The following is an 18,830-nucleotide window of genomic DNA, read 5'->3' as shown; positions in this document are numbered from 1 at the left end:
TAAAAATCAATATTACCTAGTGAGAAATTCACTAGTAGATAATCATGATCGCCACCCTTTTCCTTTCAGGCTATCCGCGCGACTCCATATGCCAAGCCGCACTTGATGCAATAGAGCAAGGTAGATTATCCAATACCGAGAAAAGCGGTGCGTGGATCCGAAATACTAATTTAGCCAATGCATTTTTGGATATTACCGACCGACACCTTACTATTGAAGATATGCGGTCGCAAAAAAGCGCCGAGATTTTGCTGAGAGGCTTTGAAGGATTCATTGTCGAACAAACAACATATGGAAAACGCCAAGGTTCTAAAGTTTATGGTCAGGTTTTAACGATGCTCTCGGATTGTTTTGGCTTCGAGCTTGAAAGTGCTATAACTAGGCAAAAGGAATCAAGCAAGCGCTATGCCGACTCGATAGCTTATTATGAAAGCTGCGCGAAGAATCTAGGAAAACTGACTTATTATGAAGGCTGGTATTTGAAAGCGAATACTGGCGAAAAGAAATTTATACAACTTTCACAATTTTATAAGCAATACGGCCAAAAACACACCAACTATTATCTCCAAATAATGAAGAATGCTTTCAAGAAATATTCTGAGGACTCTGTTGCTGCATACATTAAACAAATGTCTTTCATGACCAGAAGGATTTGCGCAACTTACCCATCCATCAAAGAACTTAAAAGACTCACGGACCCTGTAGAAGTAAACAACTTCACAGAGCAATGCTTTTCCTATGGGTTATTACACACAATTGCCAAATCAAACAAGCTTGAATCGTTTTATCAAGCGTGGGCTGACATTGTAGCGACATTTAAAAAATCACTGGTCGGCTCATACTTTATTGCAGAACCTGCACACCCAATAATCACCCCATCATTTAAAACCTCTGTCCAAACATACAAAAATAAAGATAATGATTACGACAGAACACTGACGCCAATCCCTCTGACCCTGAAGGATGATGGCGCGTTAGAAGTTCTTGAAAGTCAGCTCAAAAAAAATCGAGACTACCTAATAAAAATATGCCGAGCATCGTGCGCTCAAGAGCTAGCAAGTTATCGACGTTACAGAAATCTTGCCAGAAGAGGTACTGTAATCTCGCTCGATAGGGCTAAAGTATACCCTGACGATTTTTCCGAAGCGGACCTTTGCGCAACTTGGAGGAAAGCTCCTTATATCAACAAGAGAAACTTGACATCTTTAAACATATTACAAGATGAGATTAAAGCTCCACTTTACACATTAAAATCAAGAACTCTTCTACCCTTCATGTATCTGTTAGTAATTTACAACCCCGCGATCACTCAATCGTGGTTCAAATCATTTGAGCTTTACAATCGTCACAATATGATGACAGGGTTCACCCAGTCAGCAAGCGGTTGGAAAGCACGTAGCCGCAAGAAGCGGGCAAAAAAGATGCAGATAGTTTCGCTTGACCATAAATCGGTGAAACTCTTTAAGTCAATGATCAAGCTCTCGGAAGAAGCACGCAATTACCTTAAAGATAAGGGATCTCAAGCATGGCGTTACCTGTTGTTGGCGAATCGCGGTGGCCTGGAAGTACCTACAAGGATGAAGAACATTCCTTCTTGGAAAAACGAAGATGCCAGTGGCTTTTTCAAAGCAAATCTTCTGTCAGGTATACCATCAGCTCGTCCGGATAAGCATATGACTACGGTGGTTTCGCGGTTAACGCTCAAAGGAATCCGTGCAGATCAGATTGTCATCAAATACTTTGATTCGCTAAGTGAGGTCGAAGCGTCGAAAGCCGCTGGCCATACACGGCACACGAGAGCCTTGATGGCAAGATATATACCGCCAGCAATTAGACACTTCTTAATGAGTAGATGGCTTAGACAATTTCAAAACGCAATCATATATGATGTTATGAAGGACAGCGATTATCTTCTGCGGAGCATGGACTTCAACACAGAGGAAGACCTAAACCTTTTTCTACAAAATATCCGACCAGACTACGATTTTGAGATCAAAAGTAGAGCACGCAGCAGTTCTTCGGAACTTAGCACGGGCGAGGAAAGCGATCGTATCTACATCAGCCTTAACAAGCAGAAATTAATTGTGCTGCTTACCATCTATGAAATGGGCGTCTATGCAGCTTCCAAGGGTATTAGACTAACTGAGGGGGCCGTGAACTGGTTCAGGATTGCTAGCTTAGTAAGAGTTGCGGGGAACCTAGCAAACGAAGGTCAGCTGGGCACGGCCTGCTCGCAGGCCGCAGCTCACCTGTTAAAAAATACTCAACCATCCTCCGATGTCGCAAATCGCCTTGCAGGAGTAATTTATGCCTGACAACTTAGACGAAAAAATTACCGGCCTTTCTGTAGAAGAAGCGGTGTCCCTGTTAGAAATTTTCGATAAAGGTCAGAATTGGCACACTGCCGAACTAGTGCGAGATCGAGTGTTTTCCACACTTACAGTTGGTGCCTCGCTTTATAAACCTTATTGGTTTTCGGCTGACACACATTACAATGACAATATTTGGACGCAGAATCTAGCTGATGGACATGGCGGATACTACACAAGAACAATTGACTTCAATGTTCGGGTGGCGAACGGCTTGCTGTTAACTCACAAGAAAAATAAAAAACTGCTCGGTTGCATTAAACACTTGATAGCCATTCAAGTGCATCCTCGCTTCAACAGTACTTTTTTCAAACCGTCGTATGCGCAATTAATGATAACGAAGTCTTTATATATTGCGGACTGGCTCTTGTTAAATCTTGAGCGATTTTCAATACTTCAGTACGATCTAGGACTTGTCAATCAAAACGATTATACCTATCTCCTTGGAAGGATCGCCGACCTACCAATAAGCGAGGCCGTCTACAATTTAAACTCTAAGGCGGAGATCTACATCAGACGTCAAATCAATCTAATAGATGAAGATGATTTCCAAAAAACATTGGTCGCATCGCCCAGGATTGCTCAGTTAATTCCGAAACACAATCGCCGAATGAATCTTACAGATGACGAACTCGTACGTGCGCACTACGTATTTTTGAAGAGAGGATGGTATAAATCCTCAAGAGGTGCTCTTATACTCAGCACATCTAAATTACTCCAACAGCTATACAGGGAAACTCTGCATGGCATGAACCAGCGACCCTCCCAAGGGCGGTTCGACGAGCTTGATATTGGCCAAGAGTATTACACCTGTGAATTCGAAGCCGTAGAGGTTGTCCTTGGATACCATGAAGGTGTAGATCTCAAGCTGTTGGGTAGCTATATCCAAACGCTTCGCAAAATCGTCATTTATGAAACAGAACCCCTGTTTCATATCGATAAGCCCGCGATCCTTTCCCAATCCATACGACGAGTCATCGCGGGGCGAACTCGTAAACCAGACGGACGATACCAAACTGCACCTGTAGAAGTGGTAGGAAAAATGTTGCGATCCAGCCTGGAGTTCGTGATTGAACATGCAGACAACATCTTGAAAGAGATGCTTCGGGCACTTAAGCAACATATAGATGGCAATAAATCGAAATCCGGTATTCCGGGTAACTATAGACCGTCTGGCATTGTACTTGCTGGAGGACTCAGCCCTACACGCTGGTCCATCTACAGAGATTCAAGCAACTTCTATCGTGACTTGCGCAAAGGTACCGGACTGAGTGAGCTTTACCATATTCTTATGGGGAGCGCGGCAGTAGCTATTTGCACACTAACTGCTCGTAGGCGAACGGAGGTATGCAAATTAGATTCCATGACTTGCCTTCAACCATACACTGACCCTTCAGCTCCTGAAAATAAAGAAACCAACTATACACTTAGGTTCGGAGATGAAAAAACGGGCGCAGGCGAACATACAGAAGAGATAGAGCGACCTATCCCCCGCGTAATTGCTCAGTTTATATACAAAGTTAAAAGGTTTAATGAGCAGTTGTTAGCAATGGGCTTAATACCCGAAAAACACGTTCTTTTTCAAACGGTGAATCGTGCGGACGGTCGAGTATCGAACGTCTCCTCTAATGGCCTCTATGATTTTCTCGACTTAACATTTGACTTTTTTGAGGCTCCGACTGTTAAAGGAAAAGACGGGGTCGAAAGGCGTTATTACCTCAGACCTCATCAGCTTCGTCGATTCTTTGCCATGGTTTTCTTCAACTCATCGAGCGACCATAAAATCCATGCAATCGCATGGATGTTAGGGCACACGAACTTGACTTCATTTTGGCGGTACGTAACCGAAGTAGTCGGCGGACGGGCCCTAATCGAAGCCAAAGCTAATACCTTGACTCATGCCATTACCGACGAGTCTAGTCCGATTCAAAACCTAAACGGCCTGATTGAACAACTGAAGAAAGACTACGCCACGAAGCAAGTTCATATTAAGACGAGCGAAGAGCTTAACGATGACCTTCATTATCTCTCGACTGCGGGATTAATTGAACTAGAGCCTACTTTTGAAGAATACCTCAAAGGCGAGCATATTGAACACGACATTCTTACGTACTTAAAGCAAGGCACCGTGGAGTTTGAGCCAAACTTCTTCGATGTGAAGGACAAAGACGACGCCGTGATCCACAAATTCGTTTTGGTTCTTAAGGTTCATGATAAGGAAGAAGAATGACCGGTAAATCAAATAAAAGTGCTGAGCACGTCGAAAAGAAATTTCACTTGCTTGTTGAGGTTTTGAAAAGGCCACAAGAGTTTCGAACTCATACGCTACTGGGAAAGGCTTTGCGTAGGCAGTCTACTTTTTCTGGGTTTTTTGACTCAGGGCTGGGATTGGATGGATGCTCAATAAACACCTTCAAGTCCTGTGCGAACGCTGTCATTCCTGGCGGATTTAGAGTCGTCGACAATCTCCGCTTGCAAGCACTGAAAGTTTTTGATGAAACATCTGCGCCGCGTGAGCGTTCTGACACTGTTAGATCACTTCAAAAAAGCATCAAGCTTCAAAATAAAAATATCCAACATCTTGAAGAGCACGTACTTCGCATGACCTACATACACAGTAGAATTATGCACATGTACAACCGGCTCGCTGACCTCTCTCCTGATCTTGTGCGTCCAACCTACGTAAAAGATCGCGCGGAAATCTATTCATTAATAGCCGCACTCGACCTAGTCGAATTCTGGGACCTAACATGAGCAGGGCACCTGTCAGACTTATCACATCAGTTTCGACCAATTTTGATCTACCACTGGTCGTCCGGCCGGATGGCGGTGTGGATATGAAATCAGCAGAGTCCCTACCGATAATGCGCTATCCTGATGGCCGCATTTGTTATTTCGCTAACATGTTCGTTTTAGAGCTATATAGCGAAGGTCATTCGCTGACAAATCGGGGAGGTACTTTACGAACATATATGTCTCTTCTCTCTCACATTATAAAGTATGCCTATTACAATCAGCTGACGTTCCCACAGTTCACAAACAACAGATTTCAACTTTTCATGCGTTCACTGGATGGGTTCCTAAAAACAGGAACCAAGCGATCTCCCAATCAACAAATCAGGATCATATGCCAATCTTTGGATTTTCTCGAATATGTCGGTAAAATCATAGACAAGCCTAACTTTGTCAGCAAAACCGGAATCATTCGAGCACATAGAATTAAAAACTTTAACAAGGAGAGTAATGACTATCTCAACAATAATGCCTACTCTGCGTGCCGAACAACACGATGGGATGTGGAAAATATGCCCAATTACATGGATCCTGGCCGTGGAAGTGCTATGGGTATTGGCGCGCTAACCGCACTAAAAAAAGCAACTATGGATGCATCATCGCCATTTCTTGCTCAGAGAAACGCATTGATAATTGAACTGATGCACGCAACAGGCAGCCGTCGTGGCGAGACCAGTCCAATCAAAACTAACGACATCAAGAATGCACTTGGAAATTCTAATACTCCCAATTGCCTCATGCTTAAAACATTGAAGCATGGACAACTTGAATACCGCGAGGTTGTTTTACCGAAGATGACTCTTGAAATGGCCAACGAATACATCCAAAGCTCTCGACGCTCTAAGATAGGAAAAACCATTGGCCCCCGCAATGACCATGGCTATCTGTTCGTATCAGAAAGAACAGGCGCCCCATTATCGACGAACACTATAACCAATATCTTTGGAAAATTGCGCAAGCATGCTGGAATTATCGAAAAAGCTCACCCCCACATGCTCCGACATTTATTTATCCACGAGCATATGGACGAGCTTGTATTCCTGCTCGAAAATAGCATAGACACCTCCGTACACAGTCCTCAGCGCATTGACCTTATCGCTAGTCTTAAGCTAATGCAACGAACCGGACACCGAAGCTTTAAGGGGCTTAAGCACTACTTGGAACAATATTATGAAGACCTTACTAAGCTACTGTTACCGGACAAACTTGCTCGGCGAGAAACTGCATTACGACTAATACCGGGACAAATTCCCGCAATGCTAGCTGTCATCAAAGATATGGACGCCAGACAAATAAGACCATTTGTAGAACGCATACTTACAGCTTTACAGGCTGACTTAGGCTAGGCGTAATCCGTAACCATGGTTCGTAGTAACGGCGATGTTTTTCCGTTCGCCCAAGCTAAAGCCATTGCGGCTCTCAAGGCTGCGGCCTGAACTGATACTGTCATCGGGAAAAGCAAGTATAAGCTTTCGCAGCCATGTCCGGCCATAATGTGGGGTACCCCGTAACCGTCCGGGCAACACACCTTCCTGACACCGTCGCTTGAGGCGATGGTGTCCACCTAAATTTAAGTGGACACCATTTTTAGCCTTTTTAAGCGGACGCCTATGCCACAAGAACGCCGTTCCTATTCCAAGTCATTTAAGGCCCAAGTCATCGCCGAGTGTGCGCAGGCTGACACCTCAATTGCCAATGTCGCCTTGACCCACAACCTCAATGCCAACCTCGTCCATAAATGGATTCGGGTGCATGGGCAGAAAAACCTGGCACTGCAAACTGCCTTTATTCCGGTCAAGGCAGGGCCGTCGATAGCGACGCATCAGGTTATTCCTGCGGCGATTCGAATCGAAGTGCCTCATTCAAAAGGCGTAGTCGTGGTGAGCTGGCCAGCAGAAAATGCAGCGGCATGCTCTGCTTTTTTACGAGACCTACTGCGATGATTCGCATCGACGCCATCTGGCTCGCCACCGACCCCATGGACATGCGCGCCGGCACTGAAACCGCGCTGGCGCGGGTCGTGGCCGTGTTCGGTGCGGCGAAGCCGCACTGTGCTTATTTGTTCGCCAACCGCCGCGCCAATCGCATGAAGGTTTTGGTGCATGACGGTGTAGGGATTTGGCTGGCCGCTCGGCGCTTGAATCAAGGGCGGTTCTTTTGGCCGGGCGTGCGGCACGGCTCTGAAGTCGAGTTAGATGCAGAGCAACTTCAAGCCTTAGTGCTCGGTTTACCTTGGCAACGCGTTGGTTCCGGCGGAGCCATCACGTTGCTCTAACTCTTCTGCAATGGCGCGCTTGCCAGCGCAATTAGCCCATCAGTCTATCGCCGCCACTAGCCCTCTCTGGCAAAATCGGCGGCATGACTACACATCCGAATCTCGATCAATTAAACCCTGAAGAACTGCGTGCCTTGGCGGCGCAGTTGATCCAGCGCGTCGAGACGATGGACAAGCAAATCACTCATCACAAGTCGGTTAACGAGAAACTGGCCCACGAGATCGCGCTGCTCAAGCGCTTCAAGTTTGCCAAGTGCAGCGAGCAGTTGAGCCCGGATCAAGCCAGCCTGCTCGACGATTTGATCGATACGGATATCGCTGCTATCGAAGCCGAACTTGAGGCGCTGCAACCGGCACCTGTCGAAGCCAAAGTGCGCCAGCAACCCAAGCGCGCACCGCTGCCACCGCAGTTTCCTCGCACACTGATCCATCACGAACCGGACAACAGCCACTGCCAGTGCGGCTGCGCCCTCAAGCGCATCGGAGAAGACGCCAGCGAAAAGCTCGACTACACGCCCGGCGTATTCACCGTCGAGCGTCACATCCGTGGAAAGTGGGCCTGCGAGCAGTGCGAAACGCTAATCCAGGCGCCGGTACCGGCGCACGTCATAGACAAAGGCGTGCCGACCGCAGGCCTGCTGGCCCACATCATGGTGGCCAAGTTCGCCGACCATCTGCCGCTGTATCGCCAAGAGAAAATTTTCGGCCGCGCCGGGCTGCCCATCGCCCGTTCGACCTTGGCGCAGTGGGTGGGCAACTGCGGCGTGCAATTACAGCCGCTGGTTGATGCGCTGCGCGAAGCCGTGCTGACGCACGGCGTCGTTCACGCCGACGAGACGCCGGTACAAATGCTGACGCCTGGCGCGAAAAAAACTCATCGCGCTTACGTCTGGGCCTATGCCACCAGTCAGTTCTCCGACCTGGCGGCGGTCGTTTACGACTTCAGCCCGAGCCGCGCTGGCGAACATGCCCGAGCCTTCTTGGGCAGTTGGAACGGCAAGCTGGTCTGCGATGATTTTGCCGGCTACAAGGCAGGCTTTGAACTGGGCATTACGGAGATCGGCTGTATGGCCCATGCCCGCCGGAAGTTCTTCGACTTGCACGCGACCAACAAGAGCCAGGTCGCCGAAAAAGCGCTGCACTACATCGCGGCCTTATACGAAGTTGAACGAGAAGTCCGAGAGCTGGAGCCGGGTGATCGGCAGCGAATACGGCAGGAAAAAGCAGCGCCAATCGCCGACGCACTTCATACCTGGATGATCGCCCAAAGACAGCTTGTGCCTGAGGGTTCGGCCATCGCCAAGGCGCTGGATTACAGCCTCAAACGCTGGATAGCGCTGACGCGCTATCTCGATGACGGTGCTGTGCCCATCGATAATAACTGGTGCGAGAATCAAATCCGGCCGTGGGCTCTTGGGCGCTCGAACTGGCTGTTCGCTGGCTCGTTACGTGGCGGTAAACGTGCGGCGGCGATCATGAGTTTGATCCAGTCGGCGCGGCTCAACGGGCATGATCCATATGCGTACTTGAAGGATGTTCTTACACGCCTGCCGACGCAGCGTGCGAGTGAAATCGATCAGTTGCTGCCGCATAAGTGGCAGCCGATTTAATCACACAAGAAGTGGTGTCGGATGCAAACGGTGTATTCGCTTGACGCTATGCAGAAACCGCAAGAACGATCAAATACTTCGTCCATTCGTTTGATAACGTTGCTCTGACTTCAAGGAGCATCGTAATGCTGAATATCGAGAGAGCCCTGTGGTACATCGAGCTGGAGCTGGGATCCGACCTCGATCTGGGACGTGTTGCGCGTCATTGCAACCTGTCTCCTTTTGCCCTTGCCCGTTTGTTTGCGCTGTCGACGGGCTGGCCAGTAATGCGCTACATCCGGGCTCGGCGTTTGAGCCAGGCGGCGCTAACCTTGCAGCGGGGAACACCTGACATCCTGAAAGTAGCGCTGGATGCTGGTTACAGCTCCCATGAAGCTTTTACACGCGCTTTCCGCGATCAGTTTGGGTTCACTCCGAAGCAGGTTCGTGAACGCAAAGATGAACACCTATCCCTGGTGGAGCCTCTACGTATGAAAAAAATGAATCTGATAACACTCTCAACACCACGCTTTGAAACTAGATCCGAGTTTTTCATTGCGGGTCTGGGAGATCGTTTTACCATCGACAGGAATGAAGGCATTGTCGGTTTGTGGCAAGCGTTCGAGCCTTACATAGGGCAAGTGCCATGTCAGGTGAACCACTGGAACTATGGTCTGTGCTGTAATCCTGGAGATGACGGAAGTTTTGAGTATATTGCCGGCACCGAGGTCTCCTGCATCGAAAGTCTGCCCCCAGCTTTTCGGTACTTTAAAGTGCCACAGCAAAACTATGCGGTGTTCCGACACCTACATCATATTTCAAAAATCCATCAGACATTTTTCACCATCTTCAATCACTGGTTGCCTGACTCTGGTTACGTGCTTGCCGACGCCCCCGAGTTCGAACAATACAGTTCTGATTTTGAACCGGCCCAAGGCAAGGGTTACGTGGATGTGTGGATACCGATTGTAAGAGTCAAGGCATCATGACTGAGGGTTTCGACGCCTGCTACCTAGGAAATTGAATGGGTGACGTCGCCAAACGGTTACTCGAAGGTGTGTTAACCATACGCTTACGGTACCCCTCCCTCGACGGTCGGGAATTGGCCCACTTTGGTGTGTGCCGAAAGGCAGCGGAAGCATGCAGCATTTTCGCTGCATTTTAGGAGCACGGAAGGCTGTTCCTGGCCCCTCAACCCAAACGGACACCATAGTGTTGGCGCAGCTTCGAGGGGCGGCTCTGGAGGAAACGGCCTAGATCAGAGCCGAATCCGTATGCCAATCTGCACGGACAAATTTTTTAAAATCGTACTGCCCCAGATTGAGGTTTTGAGCGTGGTCTAGGATTATCACCTGTGGATAAAACCCAGCTTCAGCTTTTATTCTGTGGATTTCTCGGAGGATATTTATATATAGTTCCTGCACCTTGCCTGTATCCGCGTCCGAGGCATTAACGGTACTGGCGTCTGGAAAGTAGACCTGGCTTGGCTGGTCCAAGAAGAGAAAACTTGGCACGCTGGAATTGGGAAAGTTACAAAACAACCTCAACATACCTAAAGAAGCTGCCATATGGAAAGCCAACCAGTTAGCTCCACTGCCCATATCTGACAATAGTACATCCCCAAACGTAGTATCTTTGTGAGACAGACTCAGTTCATCAAGCTTCATGCTCAGTCGGGGCGGCCTGAAATCATCTTCGAAATCCAACCGATCGCACAAAGCACTCATCCATCTTGCAAGTTTTGTTTCAGCTCTTACTTTAGCGGCAGCGAAATCAAATCTCGAAAGCTCTTCTTGCAATCGTCGGAGATCTGCTTTGAGTAGTTTAAGTAAGGAGGTGTCTTGGGCACCTAAATCATCCATCACTCTTTTCGCAAAATCTATCTGAATTTTGTAGTAACCTAATGCCTCAGAAAGGCTTTTGTATTCCTGAAAGTTTTTTTCAAAGACGTCTAGAGTTTTCAACTCTTCTTCAAGCCGTCGAATCACAGGCAGAACTTCTCGACGCGTGCTTTCAAGCGACTCAAGCTGTTCCGAGTCATATCTTGCAAAATTGGCCATGGAAGCAATTTCTGCGTTCAGGCTTTCCATAGCTGTAACAAACTTCTCCGCCTCTTTAGTCATTTCTGGAACGTCTTGACTACAAACCGGGCAGGTAACTGGATTATGCCCTACCTGAACACCCCTCTCGATATCACTCTGATGGTGCCTCAGGGTTTTTGTAGCATATTCGCGAACAGTCCTGAGCTGCTTGATTTTCTTATTCAAAGAATCTAACTGAAGTTGTGTCTCTGCCAAACGTTTAGCAACGTGCTCGTACCTCCTTGTCGCATCAGTTTTCAGATAATAATCATCAGCCAGTTTGGGAAGGGACTTGCATGACTCGTAAATCTGAGCGACGGTTTCAAGCGGTGGTGGTGTAATTCTGACAAGAGCGTAATAATTTTCTAGAAGCTCTCGCAACCTACTGCCGTGCCTTTTACTTTCGTCAGCGTTTCGTTCACCCTCCCGCTCAAGCTTCCTTATCTTACCAGTAACGTCATCAATCTGGCGTTTTACGCTATAATACTCATCATTTACTAAGCCCAAAAATATAGGTATCTGATCCAACACATCCTTACGCTTATATACATCTTCCATTTTTGAAAACAAAGCATGCTTGCTGGCAATCAGATTTTGATACTGGTATAAAAACGGAGTCATGTTTCTAATACTGGCTTTGCCGGACTTGCGCTCAGCATCCAATGGGCTAGGGTTATTCACTCTCAGCCCCAGATAGCGTTCTATATCATCCTGCCCGGCACCTTTTATTCGTAACAATGGTAGATCTATAAAATAGTCAGCTGTAATGCCTTTAATTACAGATGAATTGGTTTCTAATTTTACGTAGACCTTTGAAGACCCCTCTAACTTCCATGCCGGACGGGCGATCACGAGATGCCCTTCCTTGATTTTAAGTACCAGACAATAAAGATTGGCGAATGACTCTATGCGTCCTTTGGGGATTGTATTCAAACTAGAGCACAAACAGTAATCCACGATTTCGATCAACGCACTCTTACCGCGTTTTGAAGCACCAGTAACAATATTGAGGCCCTTGGTGAGCCTCACTCGGCGCTCGGTCCCGTCGTGTCCAAATATAATAATTTGCTGGATGTAGCAGTTCATACTTTAAAAACTCCGAGCTTGTAAAAACAAGCGGCTAATTCTTCCTTAGATAGGATTACACCCAGATTGTAAGCGGCCCTGAAGTACTCCTTTACCGTCGAATTTGTAGTATCATTACGCAGCCGATCTACTGGCATGTTAACGAGCATGATGTCGAGTTCATGCCCCCTAGCCGAGTATGCAAGCATTGCCAAACGCACATGCTCCGAGTAATTTGTCACAGCTAATTGCAATGCAGACACCCTGCTGCGCTTATTTGCTGTTTCCAAAAAAGCACTGTAGATTGTGCTTGTATTTTTGCAAGATGCCAGTGGGACCCTTGACTCTCGCCTCAACACGAGTGGAACCACCAAATACACAAGCTGGAATGGTACAGGCTTTGCGTAGCCGTTTACAAACTGCTCAATTAAATCGGCAAGCCAAAACGGACTCAATGCCAGCGTAATTTTCTCATCAATCATTGATATCGGACTCCAGGATTCTCCAGCGGAAATCTGAAGTATTTACGTAAGAATGGAGCATGCCTCTAGTAAATTTTTTCGCTTCAATACTGTTGCCAATTCCGTTTACGGTAATCCCCCTGAGCGCCGCAACATATAATTTCTTAGTAACTATCAAAAGATCCCTTGGTGTCTTACTAAGCGGCGCTAGATCTAAAATGTGCGACTCCTTGTAGAGCCTTAAATCTTCTCCAATACCACCTTCAGATTTCTTGAAATCTTTCAGAATGAATGGGTCATCCTCGGCTGTGATACCGATTGTAAGGCTATAATAGTAGTAATCTTGAGCTGCTCGCATAACTTGATCTGGATAAGGTATAAGGTTTATTTCTTTAATACATCGATGATCGTAGATCTCATCGCTACACTCAATATCTGCCAAGTCCGCAAAAAATATGTTACCTCCTGCGTCTAGGGTGTCACGATATGACACAAGGTGGTGTGCAACTTCGTCCCTTTCCAAGTCCCAAGAGTTTGTAGCCGTTACCCCTTTAACTGCAATTTCACCTAGCAGCGCTCTAATGACATTACTTTTAGATTTTGGCGAAATCGCCATAAGCGCATTATGAACAATGAGTGAATCATATAATTGCGATGCGTGTTCAGAGGAATGCTTGAGAACTACTCTGCCAATTATTTCTTCAAGATCAGCCGAAAAATACTGTTGATCAAAATCATAAACTGCCTTCACGAATGGCATTATTGTTTTAAATTTAGTTGAGTTTGACATGACTTCATCGGCTTTAGCCTTCAGTTCCAAATATCGAGCTAGTGGCGACAAATCATTCCATCGACCCATCAGCGATTCAGCACGAACTAGGGAACTCGTGAGTAAAACAAGCTTTGAGTAGGGGCCCAAAATTTTTCTGTTTACGACCCAATTTTTCAATGTTTTCCAGAAGTCTGGATGGGTATCAATGAGCACGTGTTCTGGGTCATCATGATGTTTGACCTCATATTGATATCCAGTACTAGTAGTTATGTCTCCCAGCCGTTCTAGATTAATAATCGCTCCTGCCGGGGACTCCAGACAGATTTTCAATGCGGTCAAATATTGATAAAGATTGCCGAGCTGGCTCAACGCCGCGCTATTTTTTGCTGGCGAAGCCATCTTTTTTCTCCATGTCCGATGAACCGACTCTGTTCACACAGCTGTCCCTGAGGAAGGAATTTAAACGCTTTTGGCAGTGATTACTGCGGTATTACGTGCCGACAGCACATGTCAAAAAATTTACGGTCCAGAAACAGGTCAGTTTGACTAGGATTCAGGACGTCATGCTACCAGTAACATCATAAAGCCACTGCACAAAAAAAGCTCCTGAAGCACATTGTTTTCTGCTGACCATATGGCGGCGACTAACAACATTCTGAGACCTGAAAGCCGCCATCCCGGATGGAGCACTAGCGGAATGCCCACCAAACAAAGCCGCTGGGTTATCCGCGTAGCGGTCCTCCTATCCCAGACCCGCTACGCGGAATCGATCCAGCGGTTTGCCTATCCGGCGCATCTCATCCAGCTAAGCACCATCCCAAGCTTGAATAGCCCCAAGATCCGCCGCGTCAGTTGCAGCAGGCACGTCGCCTGCCATGATGCCCTCGCGAATACGGTAAACTAGTAAATTCTGCATGGATGGCGCTCCGGGCCTCCGCAACGAAACCTTTGATGGGGAGGTGATGTGGCCCCAATTGAGTCGATGATGCCGAAACCGTCCATGGCTGCCCGCTCGCATTTCCATGGGCTCGGTGGCGAGCCATAAGGTGTCGACGCGAATCATCGCAACAGGTCTCGCAGAAAGACAGAACATGCGGCTGCATTTTCTGTCGGCCCACTTACTACGACCGTCCCTTTTGAATAAGGCACTTCGATCCGGATCGTTGCGGGAATACTTTGATTCGCCGCTATTGGCGGCGGTGCTTTGATAGGGATAAAGGCAGTTTGGGGTGTCAGGTTTCTGCCCATGCACCCGAATCCATTTATGGATGAGGTTGGCGTTGAGGTAGTGGGTTAAAGCGACATTAGCAATCGAGATATAAGGCTCCGCACACTCGGCAATGACCTGGGCCTTGAAGGATTTGGAACAGGAAGGGCGTTCTTGTGGCATGGGCGTCCGCTTAAAAAGGCTAAAAATGGTGTCCACTTAAATTAGTGTGGACACCATCGCCTTAAGCCTTAAGCCTTAAGCCTTAAGCGACGGCGTCAGAAAGGTGTGTTTCCCGGACGGTTACGGATTTATGGGCAAACACTGACTACGTCGCGCCACCTCGAACTCAAATAAAAAACCGTGCAGCGCCATTGGCAACGGTTCTCCGGCCTATCGAATTAACTATTGATTGTGTGAAGCTGAATTTTTTTGAGATTTACCAGCGGTGCTACGCGGGTGAGTGGGGTTTTTCGAAATCCCCATCGATTCAGCCCCGCCCCTTGTACCCTGCTGAGCAGGCTTACCATCTTTTCCCGGTGGGCCTTGGAGACCGGGAATCCCTGGGGGACCAGTTGGCCCTGTAAGTAACTCACGAAGCTCGTGATCCGAGCGAAGAGAGTCCACTACTGAAGGTGCTTTGTGCTCATTTCCCATCATGACCATCCCGGTCAGACTTAAAACCAGCAACCCTGCGATGAAATTTTTGGCGGCCCGGTGGGCGACAGCCATGGCCGTCACTTTGACATTCACACTTGCACGGTTTACATGGATCCGCTTCACGGTGTTAAGAATACGTGTTCGATGATAGTCTTGAGCAGTTATGCCTGGCTCAGGGAGAATCCCTTGGATTGAATGTCCCAGATAGCTTTGGCGCTCTTGCCCGCGAATCGCCCAGTGGATTGCGTCACAGAGCTGAACAACCAGATAAAGTGCCACAATGCTCAATCCCCAACGCCAAATCCCAAGAGGTAGGTTAACGGTCCCGGCGGCTTGGGCAATGATGACACCGGTAGTTATGGTGGCTGCGATTGAGGACAGGCCAACTATCGTTGAAAGCCTGGAATCAACGCTCCGCTGGCGGTCCTCATTACTTTCCAGAATGGACTCGTAATCTTCGAGAAGCGCTTTTAGAACGTCATCTTCTGCGTTAGCTATTTTCGACTTTGTGTCTGTTAGCTCAACGTCCTCAATTTCAGCTCTCCGGTTCTTCTGTCCCTCGCTTTCTACGACAGCCCATGGAACGAACACGTCGCAGAAGCTTGAGCCGAGGAGCATCTTCCTCGAAAGCTTTCCGAGTCGATCCCCAAATCTTGAACTCAATTTTCGCCCCTCCCGGCCAGCCAAAACGCAACTCCCTCAGAAATCCCTAGATCAAGCTGATCATCAAGCCAAAGCCATTGCCCGCTTGGGTTGACTTCAAGAAATACGTATTCGCCCTGGTCGGAAAGAATTAAATCGATACAACCGAACTGAAGGTCTAGTAATCCCATCAGCGCTTGAAGTTGGGTGACAACCAAAGGCGGCAGTTCAATCACAGAGTGAGGCAGCTTTGGATTCGCCGTGCGGCGCCAATCCACCGAGGCCTGGGGATCAGTTTGTGAGTGGATAGCAGCAGAATAAAGCTTATCACCGACCACGGTCACCCTAATATCGTAAAGCTTCTTGATATGCTCTTGATAGATCGAAGGAGCCCATTTCGCGTCATCCAGCTCCTCAAGATCGGAGCGAGTCATCAATGTAGTGAATATCGAAAACTCTTCCCCACTTTCTATAAAATGCCCTGATCGTGCTGGCTTTACGACTAAAGGCCCGAAATCACTGTTCGCCTTGCGTATGGCGACTGGATCATTAGAGACAATAGTTCGGGGTATCCGCAACCCTACCTGCTTTGCGATCCGCAACTGATAAGGCTTAAATTCAGCCTTCCACACCGCGGTGGGTGCGCTCATCCACCTCGCTTGCTGGGACTGCAAACCACCCAGCAATGCTGCACGGTTTTCTCGTAAACAAAAATCATAAATCCCAGGATCCATTCCCTTTGGCAGTGGAGGACTTCGCATCCGACGATACCAAATGGCAGAAGCTGGAAGACAGTTGCCACTTAAGCTGATGGATGTCCTGTCTGCTTCCTGGAAATCGAGCGTTAAGGAGGCGTTGAAAGGGAAATCCTCTGTGTTCACACGCCTGTGCTCGACGCCCCACCTCGACAAGAAACCCACTACATGATCAGTTGCGACATCAGCAACGGTACTGATGATGAGCACATTCCTATCACTCATCGTCCGTTGTCTCATTCTCTACCCTGGTGATGCGTGTGCTCCCGCCTGCGGCAACCCCCGCATTTGTCGCGTCGAGCCACAATCCGTCAACCAGCAGCTGAGAAATCTGTCGATTGGTGTCATACCTAAGGCGTTGCGGTTCACTGCCTTCAATAGGCGTCGCGAAACGGGTAATAAATGGACGAGCACTGATCAGCCTTGGCACGTGTATCCCCTATTTTCCTAAATTTAAAAATTAGCTGCCTAGCCAATTCCCAGTGACAAAAGACTATTTTTACTAGCTAAAACTGGATCAATTGTCGTCCGTAGTCTCCAGCTTCACCTCAGTGACGTAGGTCTGGCGAGACAGTACATACCCCTCGTCTGAGCGATCCAATACTGCCGGGATTTGGTCATCAAGCATCTGTTGGTCGCGATACTCCGACTGACCGAAATCAGCAGGCTTAGCGCGCGAGACAATGAGGGGGCGAGCATTCATGAAAATCTCCGTTTCCTGGGAGGGGGTGGGTATTCATCTATAGCATATTTAATGACTTCCAAAGACTGGGCCAATCGCCCTCTATGAGTAAGCGGCGCAAGTATTTCGCGTGGCCAGACGGGAGACCCCATTTTTGATTCACCGAGTGCAAACGCTTCTTGAGATTTGAGATGCGTACAGGTACGGCAGATCTGAGTTCAACAGCATGAACGGCATAAAAAAGAGGTCGGTTGCTTTGCTTCTATGAGCCAGCGACCTGCCGCTGGTGATCTTAGATTCACAGCGGTGCTTCATGCCGAGATGGGTGTGGAAACTCAACCGAGGGGGTTTTCATGAACGAATTCGAGCCCGAAATGATACCGCTCGTCGGAATTTATTTTGCGGATTGGGCTTGTGTACCTAAACCTCGAAATTGCTTGAAAGCGTCGTACGAAGCAACGGGAGAACTCTGGATACCTCACAGAGCCAATTCTACGAAAATCACACGTTCAGAAAAATGCCCGTGCTAGACGGGCGCTCTTCCGGCATCCCTATCGAACCGCTAGAAATGCGTTTTTTCAACGGCTACTATCACCGCAACACATTAAACATACAACGAGACATCAGCACTCTCAGAGTATTGCGCGTTTTCACAGGCGTCAACTTTAGGTGACGGTCAGTGCACCGCCATGTGGACATCCAGGGGCAAAAGCGCTTTCCTGGCCGATAAACAATTGGGAGAGTTTAAATGTTGAGATATATACCCGAAGAGCTGATCCGCGCCCTACAGGCAGCTTACTGGTCGATTCGATTGATACGCTTGATTCAGCAATTCTAATCAGCAGTTTGGTGGGGGCCTCGGCCCCTGCTTCCACCTTCACCGGAGGCAATGATTGGTTGATCAGCTCATTGGGGTTGAGCGTCGGCTACTGCCAAAGAATTTTTCTGCAAGAAAAAGGCCCCGCCTAATAAACCCTTCCCACTCGTTCATCAAAACGATGCTCCGCGGGCAATCCTGGATATGGATTTTTCCGTTCGCCGCGAACCTGCCCTTCCTGTAGTAAAACCAGACGGCGCGGTTACAAGCCAGACCGGCTTTCGACCCGTCCGATCAGGGATGGTGTCGTTTGTGCTGCTACCTTACGAATGGTGCGAATGAACATCCCAGTACCTTCAAATCGCATGTCTATGTCGAACAGCTGTGATGCGCGGATGAGATCGCCAAGCTTCTTGAAGCCATAATTCACGACCGAAAACGAACTGTTGTTCCTGATGTATTCGGATACCTGACTAAGGTGTGACCACCCATCATCACTCGCCGTTTGTTCGACTGCATTTCGTAACAGACGGACCAGAGTCGTGTCACTACGCAGCTCGTTGCGTCCCTTCTTTTTGGGCTGACTGTGTGGGGCAGCCTTGTCGTCGTCGTGGGAGACTCTCAAATTTTCGACATAGATGAACGAGGTGCAGACCGAAACA

Annotated in this window: 16 protein-coding genes; 8 read left to right on the top strand and 8 right to left on the bottom strand. The window is 48.1% G+C overall.

Annotation, left to right across the window (positions count from 1 at the left end):
* Positions 1 to 44 precede the first annotated feature (44 nt).
* The 8 genes from V476_RS21850 to V476_RS21810 all read left to right on the top strand — a co-directional run bounded on the left by V476_RS21850 (position 45) and on the right by V476_RS21810 (position 10,015).
* Positions 45 to 2,315, top strand: a complete 2,271-nt coding sequence (locus V476_RS21850) for a hypothetical protein (RefSeq protein WP_024960813.1) — start codon at positions 45 to 47, stop codon at positions 2,313 to 2,315.
* Complete coding sequence (locus tag V476_RS21845) at positions 2,308 to 4,599, top strand: hypothetical protein (RefSeq protein ID WP_235810931.1); 2,292 nt, start codon at positions 2,308 to 2,310, stop codon at positions 4,597 to 4,599. The genes V476_RS21850 and V476_RS21845 overlap by 8 nt, the downstream gene beginning before the upstream one ends.
* A complete protein-coding gene (locus V476_RS21835; RefSeq protein ID WP_024960815.1) occupies positions 4,596 to 5,123 on the top strand; it encodes a hypothetical protein in 528 nt (175 codons plus the stop codon). The genes V476_RS21845 and V476_RS21835 overlap by 4 nt, the downstream gene beginning before the upstream one ends.
* 83 nt (positions 5,124 to 5,206) lie before the next feature.
* Positions 5,207 to 6,508 carry a site-specific integrase gene (locus tag V476_RS27650; protein WP_080278583.1) on the top strand — a complete coding sequence of 434 codons (1,302 nt, stop codon included), beginning with the start codon at positions 5,207 to 5,209 and terminating at the stop codon, positions 6,506 to 6,508.
* 264 nt (positions 6,509 to 6,772) lie between these two features.
* Positions 6,773 to 7,105: an IS66-like element accessory protein TnpA gene (gene tnpA, locus V476_RS27640; RefSeq protein WP_235810930.1), complete on the top strand. Its 333-nt coding sequence runs from the start codon at positions 6,773 to 6,775 to the stop codon at positions 7,103 to 7,105.
* Positions 7,102 to 7,437, top strand: a complete 336-nt coding sequence (gene tnpB, locus V476_RS28980) for an IS66 family insertion sequence element accessory protein TnpB (RefSeq protein WP_024960816.1) — start codon at positions 7,102 to 7,104, stop codon at positions 7,435 to 7,437. Before tnpA ends, tnpB begins: the two co-directional genes overlap by 4 nt.
* An 83-nt stretch (positions 7,438 to 7,520) precedes the next feature.
* Complete coding sequence (tnpC, locus tag V476_RS21815; RefSeq protein WP_024960817.1) at positions 7,521 to 9,047, top strand: IS66 family transposase; 1,527 nt, start codon at positions 7,521 to 7,523, stop codon at positions 9,045 to 9,047.
* A 125-nt stretch (positions 9,048 to 9,172) separates the two neighbouring features.
* The gene (locus V476_RS21810) at positions 9,173 to 10,015 is read left to right on the top strand and encodes an AraC family transcriptional regulator (protein ID WP_024960818.1); all 843 of its coding nucleotides are present in this window, start codon (positions 9,173 to 9,175) and stop codon (positions 10,013 to 10,015) included.
* A gap of 264 nt (positions 10,016 to 10,279) precedes the next feature.
* On the opposite strand, the gene V476_RS21805 is transcribed toward V476_RS21810, so the two are convergent.
* The 8 genes from V476_RS21805 to V476_RS21770 all read right to left on the bottom strand — a co-directional run bounded on the left by V476_RS21805 (position 10,280) and on the right by V476_RS21770 (position 18,793).
* Positions 10,280 to 12,193, bottom strand: a complete 1,914-nt coding sequence (locus tag V476_RS21805; RefSeq protein ID WP_024960819.1) for a DUF3732 domain-containing protein — start codon at positions 12,191 to 12,193, stop codon at positions 10,280 to 10,282.
* Positions 12,190 to 12,654, bottom strand: coding sequence for a three component ABC system middle component (locus tag V476_RS21800; RefSeq protein ID WP_024960820.1), 465 nt, complete (start codon positions 12,652 to 12,654; stop codon positions 12,190 to 12,192). The genes V476_RS21805 and V476_RS21800 overlap by 4 nt, the downstream gene beginning before the upstream one ends.
* Complete coding sequence (locus V476_RS21795; protein ID WP_024960821.1) at positions 12,647 to 13,804, bottom strand: hypothetical protein; 1,158 nt, start codon at positions 13,802 to 13,804, stop codon at positions 12,647 to 12,649. Before V476_RS21795 ends, V476_RS21800 begins: the two co-directional genes overlap by 8 nt.
* Before the next feature lie 406 nt (positions 13,805 to 14,210).
* Positions 14,211 to 14,795 carry a transposase gene (locus V476_RS28350; RefSeq protein WP_146050750.1) on the bottom strand — a complete coding sequence of 195 codons (585 nt, stop codon included), beginning with the start codon at positions 14,793 to 14,795 and terminating at the stop codon, positions 14,211 to 14,213.
* A gap of 222 nt (positions 14,796 to 15,017) precedes the next feature.
* A complete protein-coding gene (locus V476_RS21785; RefSeq protein WP_146050749.1) occupies positions 15,018 to 15,935 on the bottom strand; it encodes a hypothetical protein in 918 nt (305 codons plus the stop codon).
* A complete protein-coding gene (locus V476_RS21780) occupies positions 15,932 to 16,894 on the bottom strand; it encodes an MvdC/MvdD family ATP grasp protein (protein ID WP_024960824.1) in 963 nt (320 codons plus the stop codon). The genes V476_RS21785 and V476_RS21780 overlap by 4 nt, the downstream gene beginning before the upstream one ends.
* Positions 16,895 to 17,186: 292 nt before the next feature.
* A complete protein-coding gene (locus V476_RS21775) occupies positions 17,187 to 17,372 on the bottom strand; it encodes a hypothetical protein (RefSeq protein WP_024960825.1) in 186 nt (61 codons plus the stop codon).
* Between the two features lie 1,058 nt (positions 17,373 to 18,430).
* Positions 18,431 to 18,793, bottom strand: a complete 363-nt coding sequence (locus tag V476_RS21770; protein ID WP_346243011.1) for an OST-HTH/LOTUS domain-containing protein — start codon at positions 18,791 to 18,793, stop codon at positions 18,431 to 18,433.
* Positions 18,794 to 18,830 lie beyond the last annotated feature (37 nt).

Source organism: Pseudomonas syringae KCTC 12500 (assembly GCF_000507185.2).
GTDB classification, from domain to species: Bacteria; Pseudomonadota; Gammaproteobacteria; order Pseudomonadales; family Pseudomonadaceae; genus Aquipseudomonas; species Aquipseudomonas syringae.
This window is presented reverse-complemented; position numbering and strand designations above follow the sequence as displayed.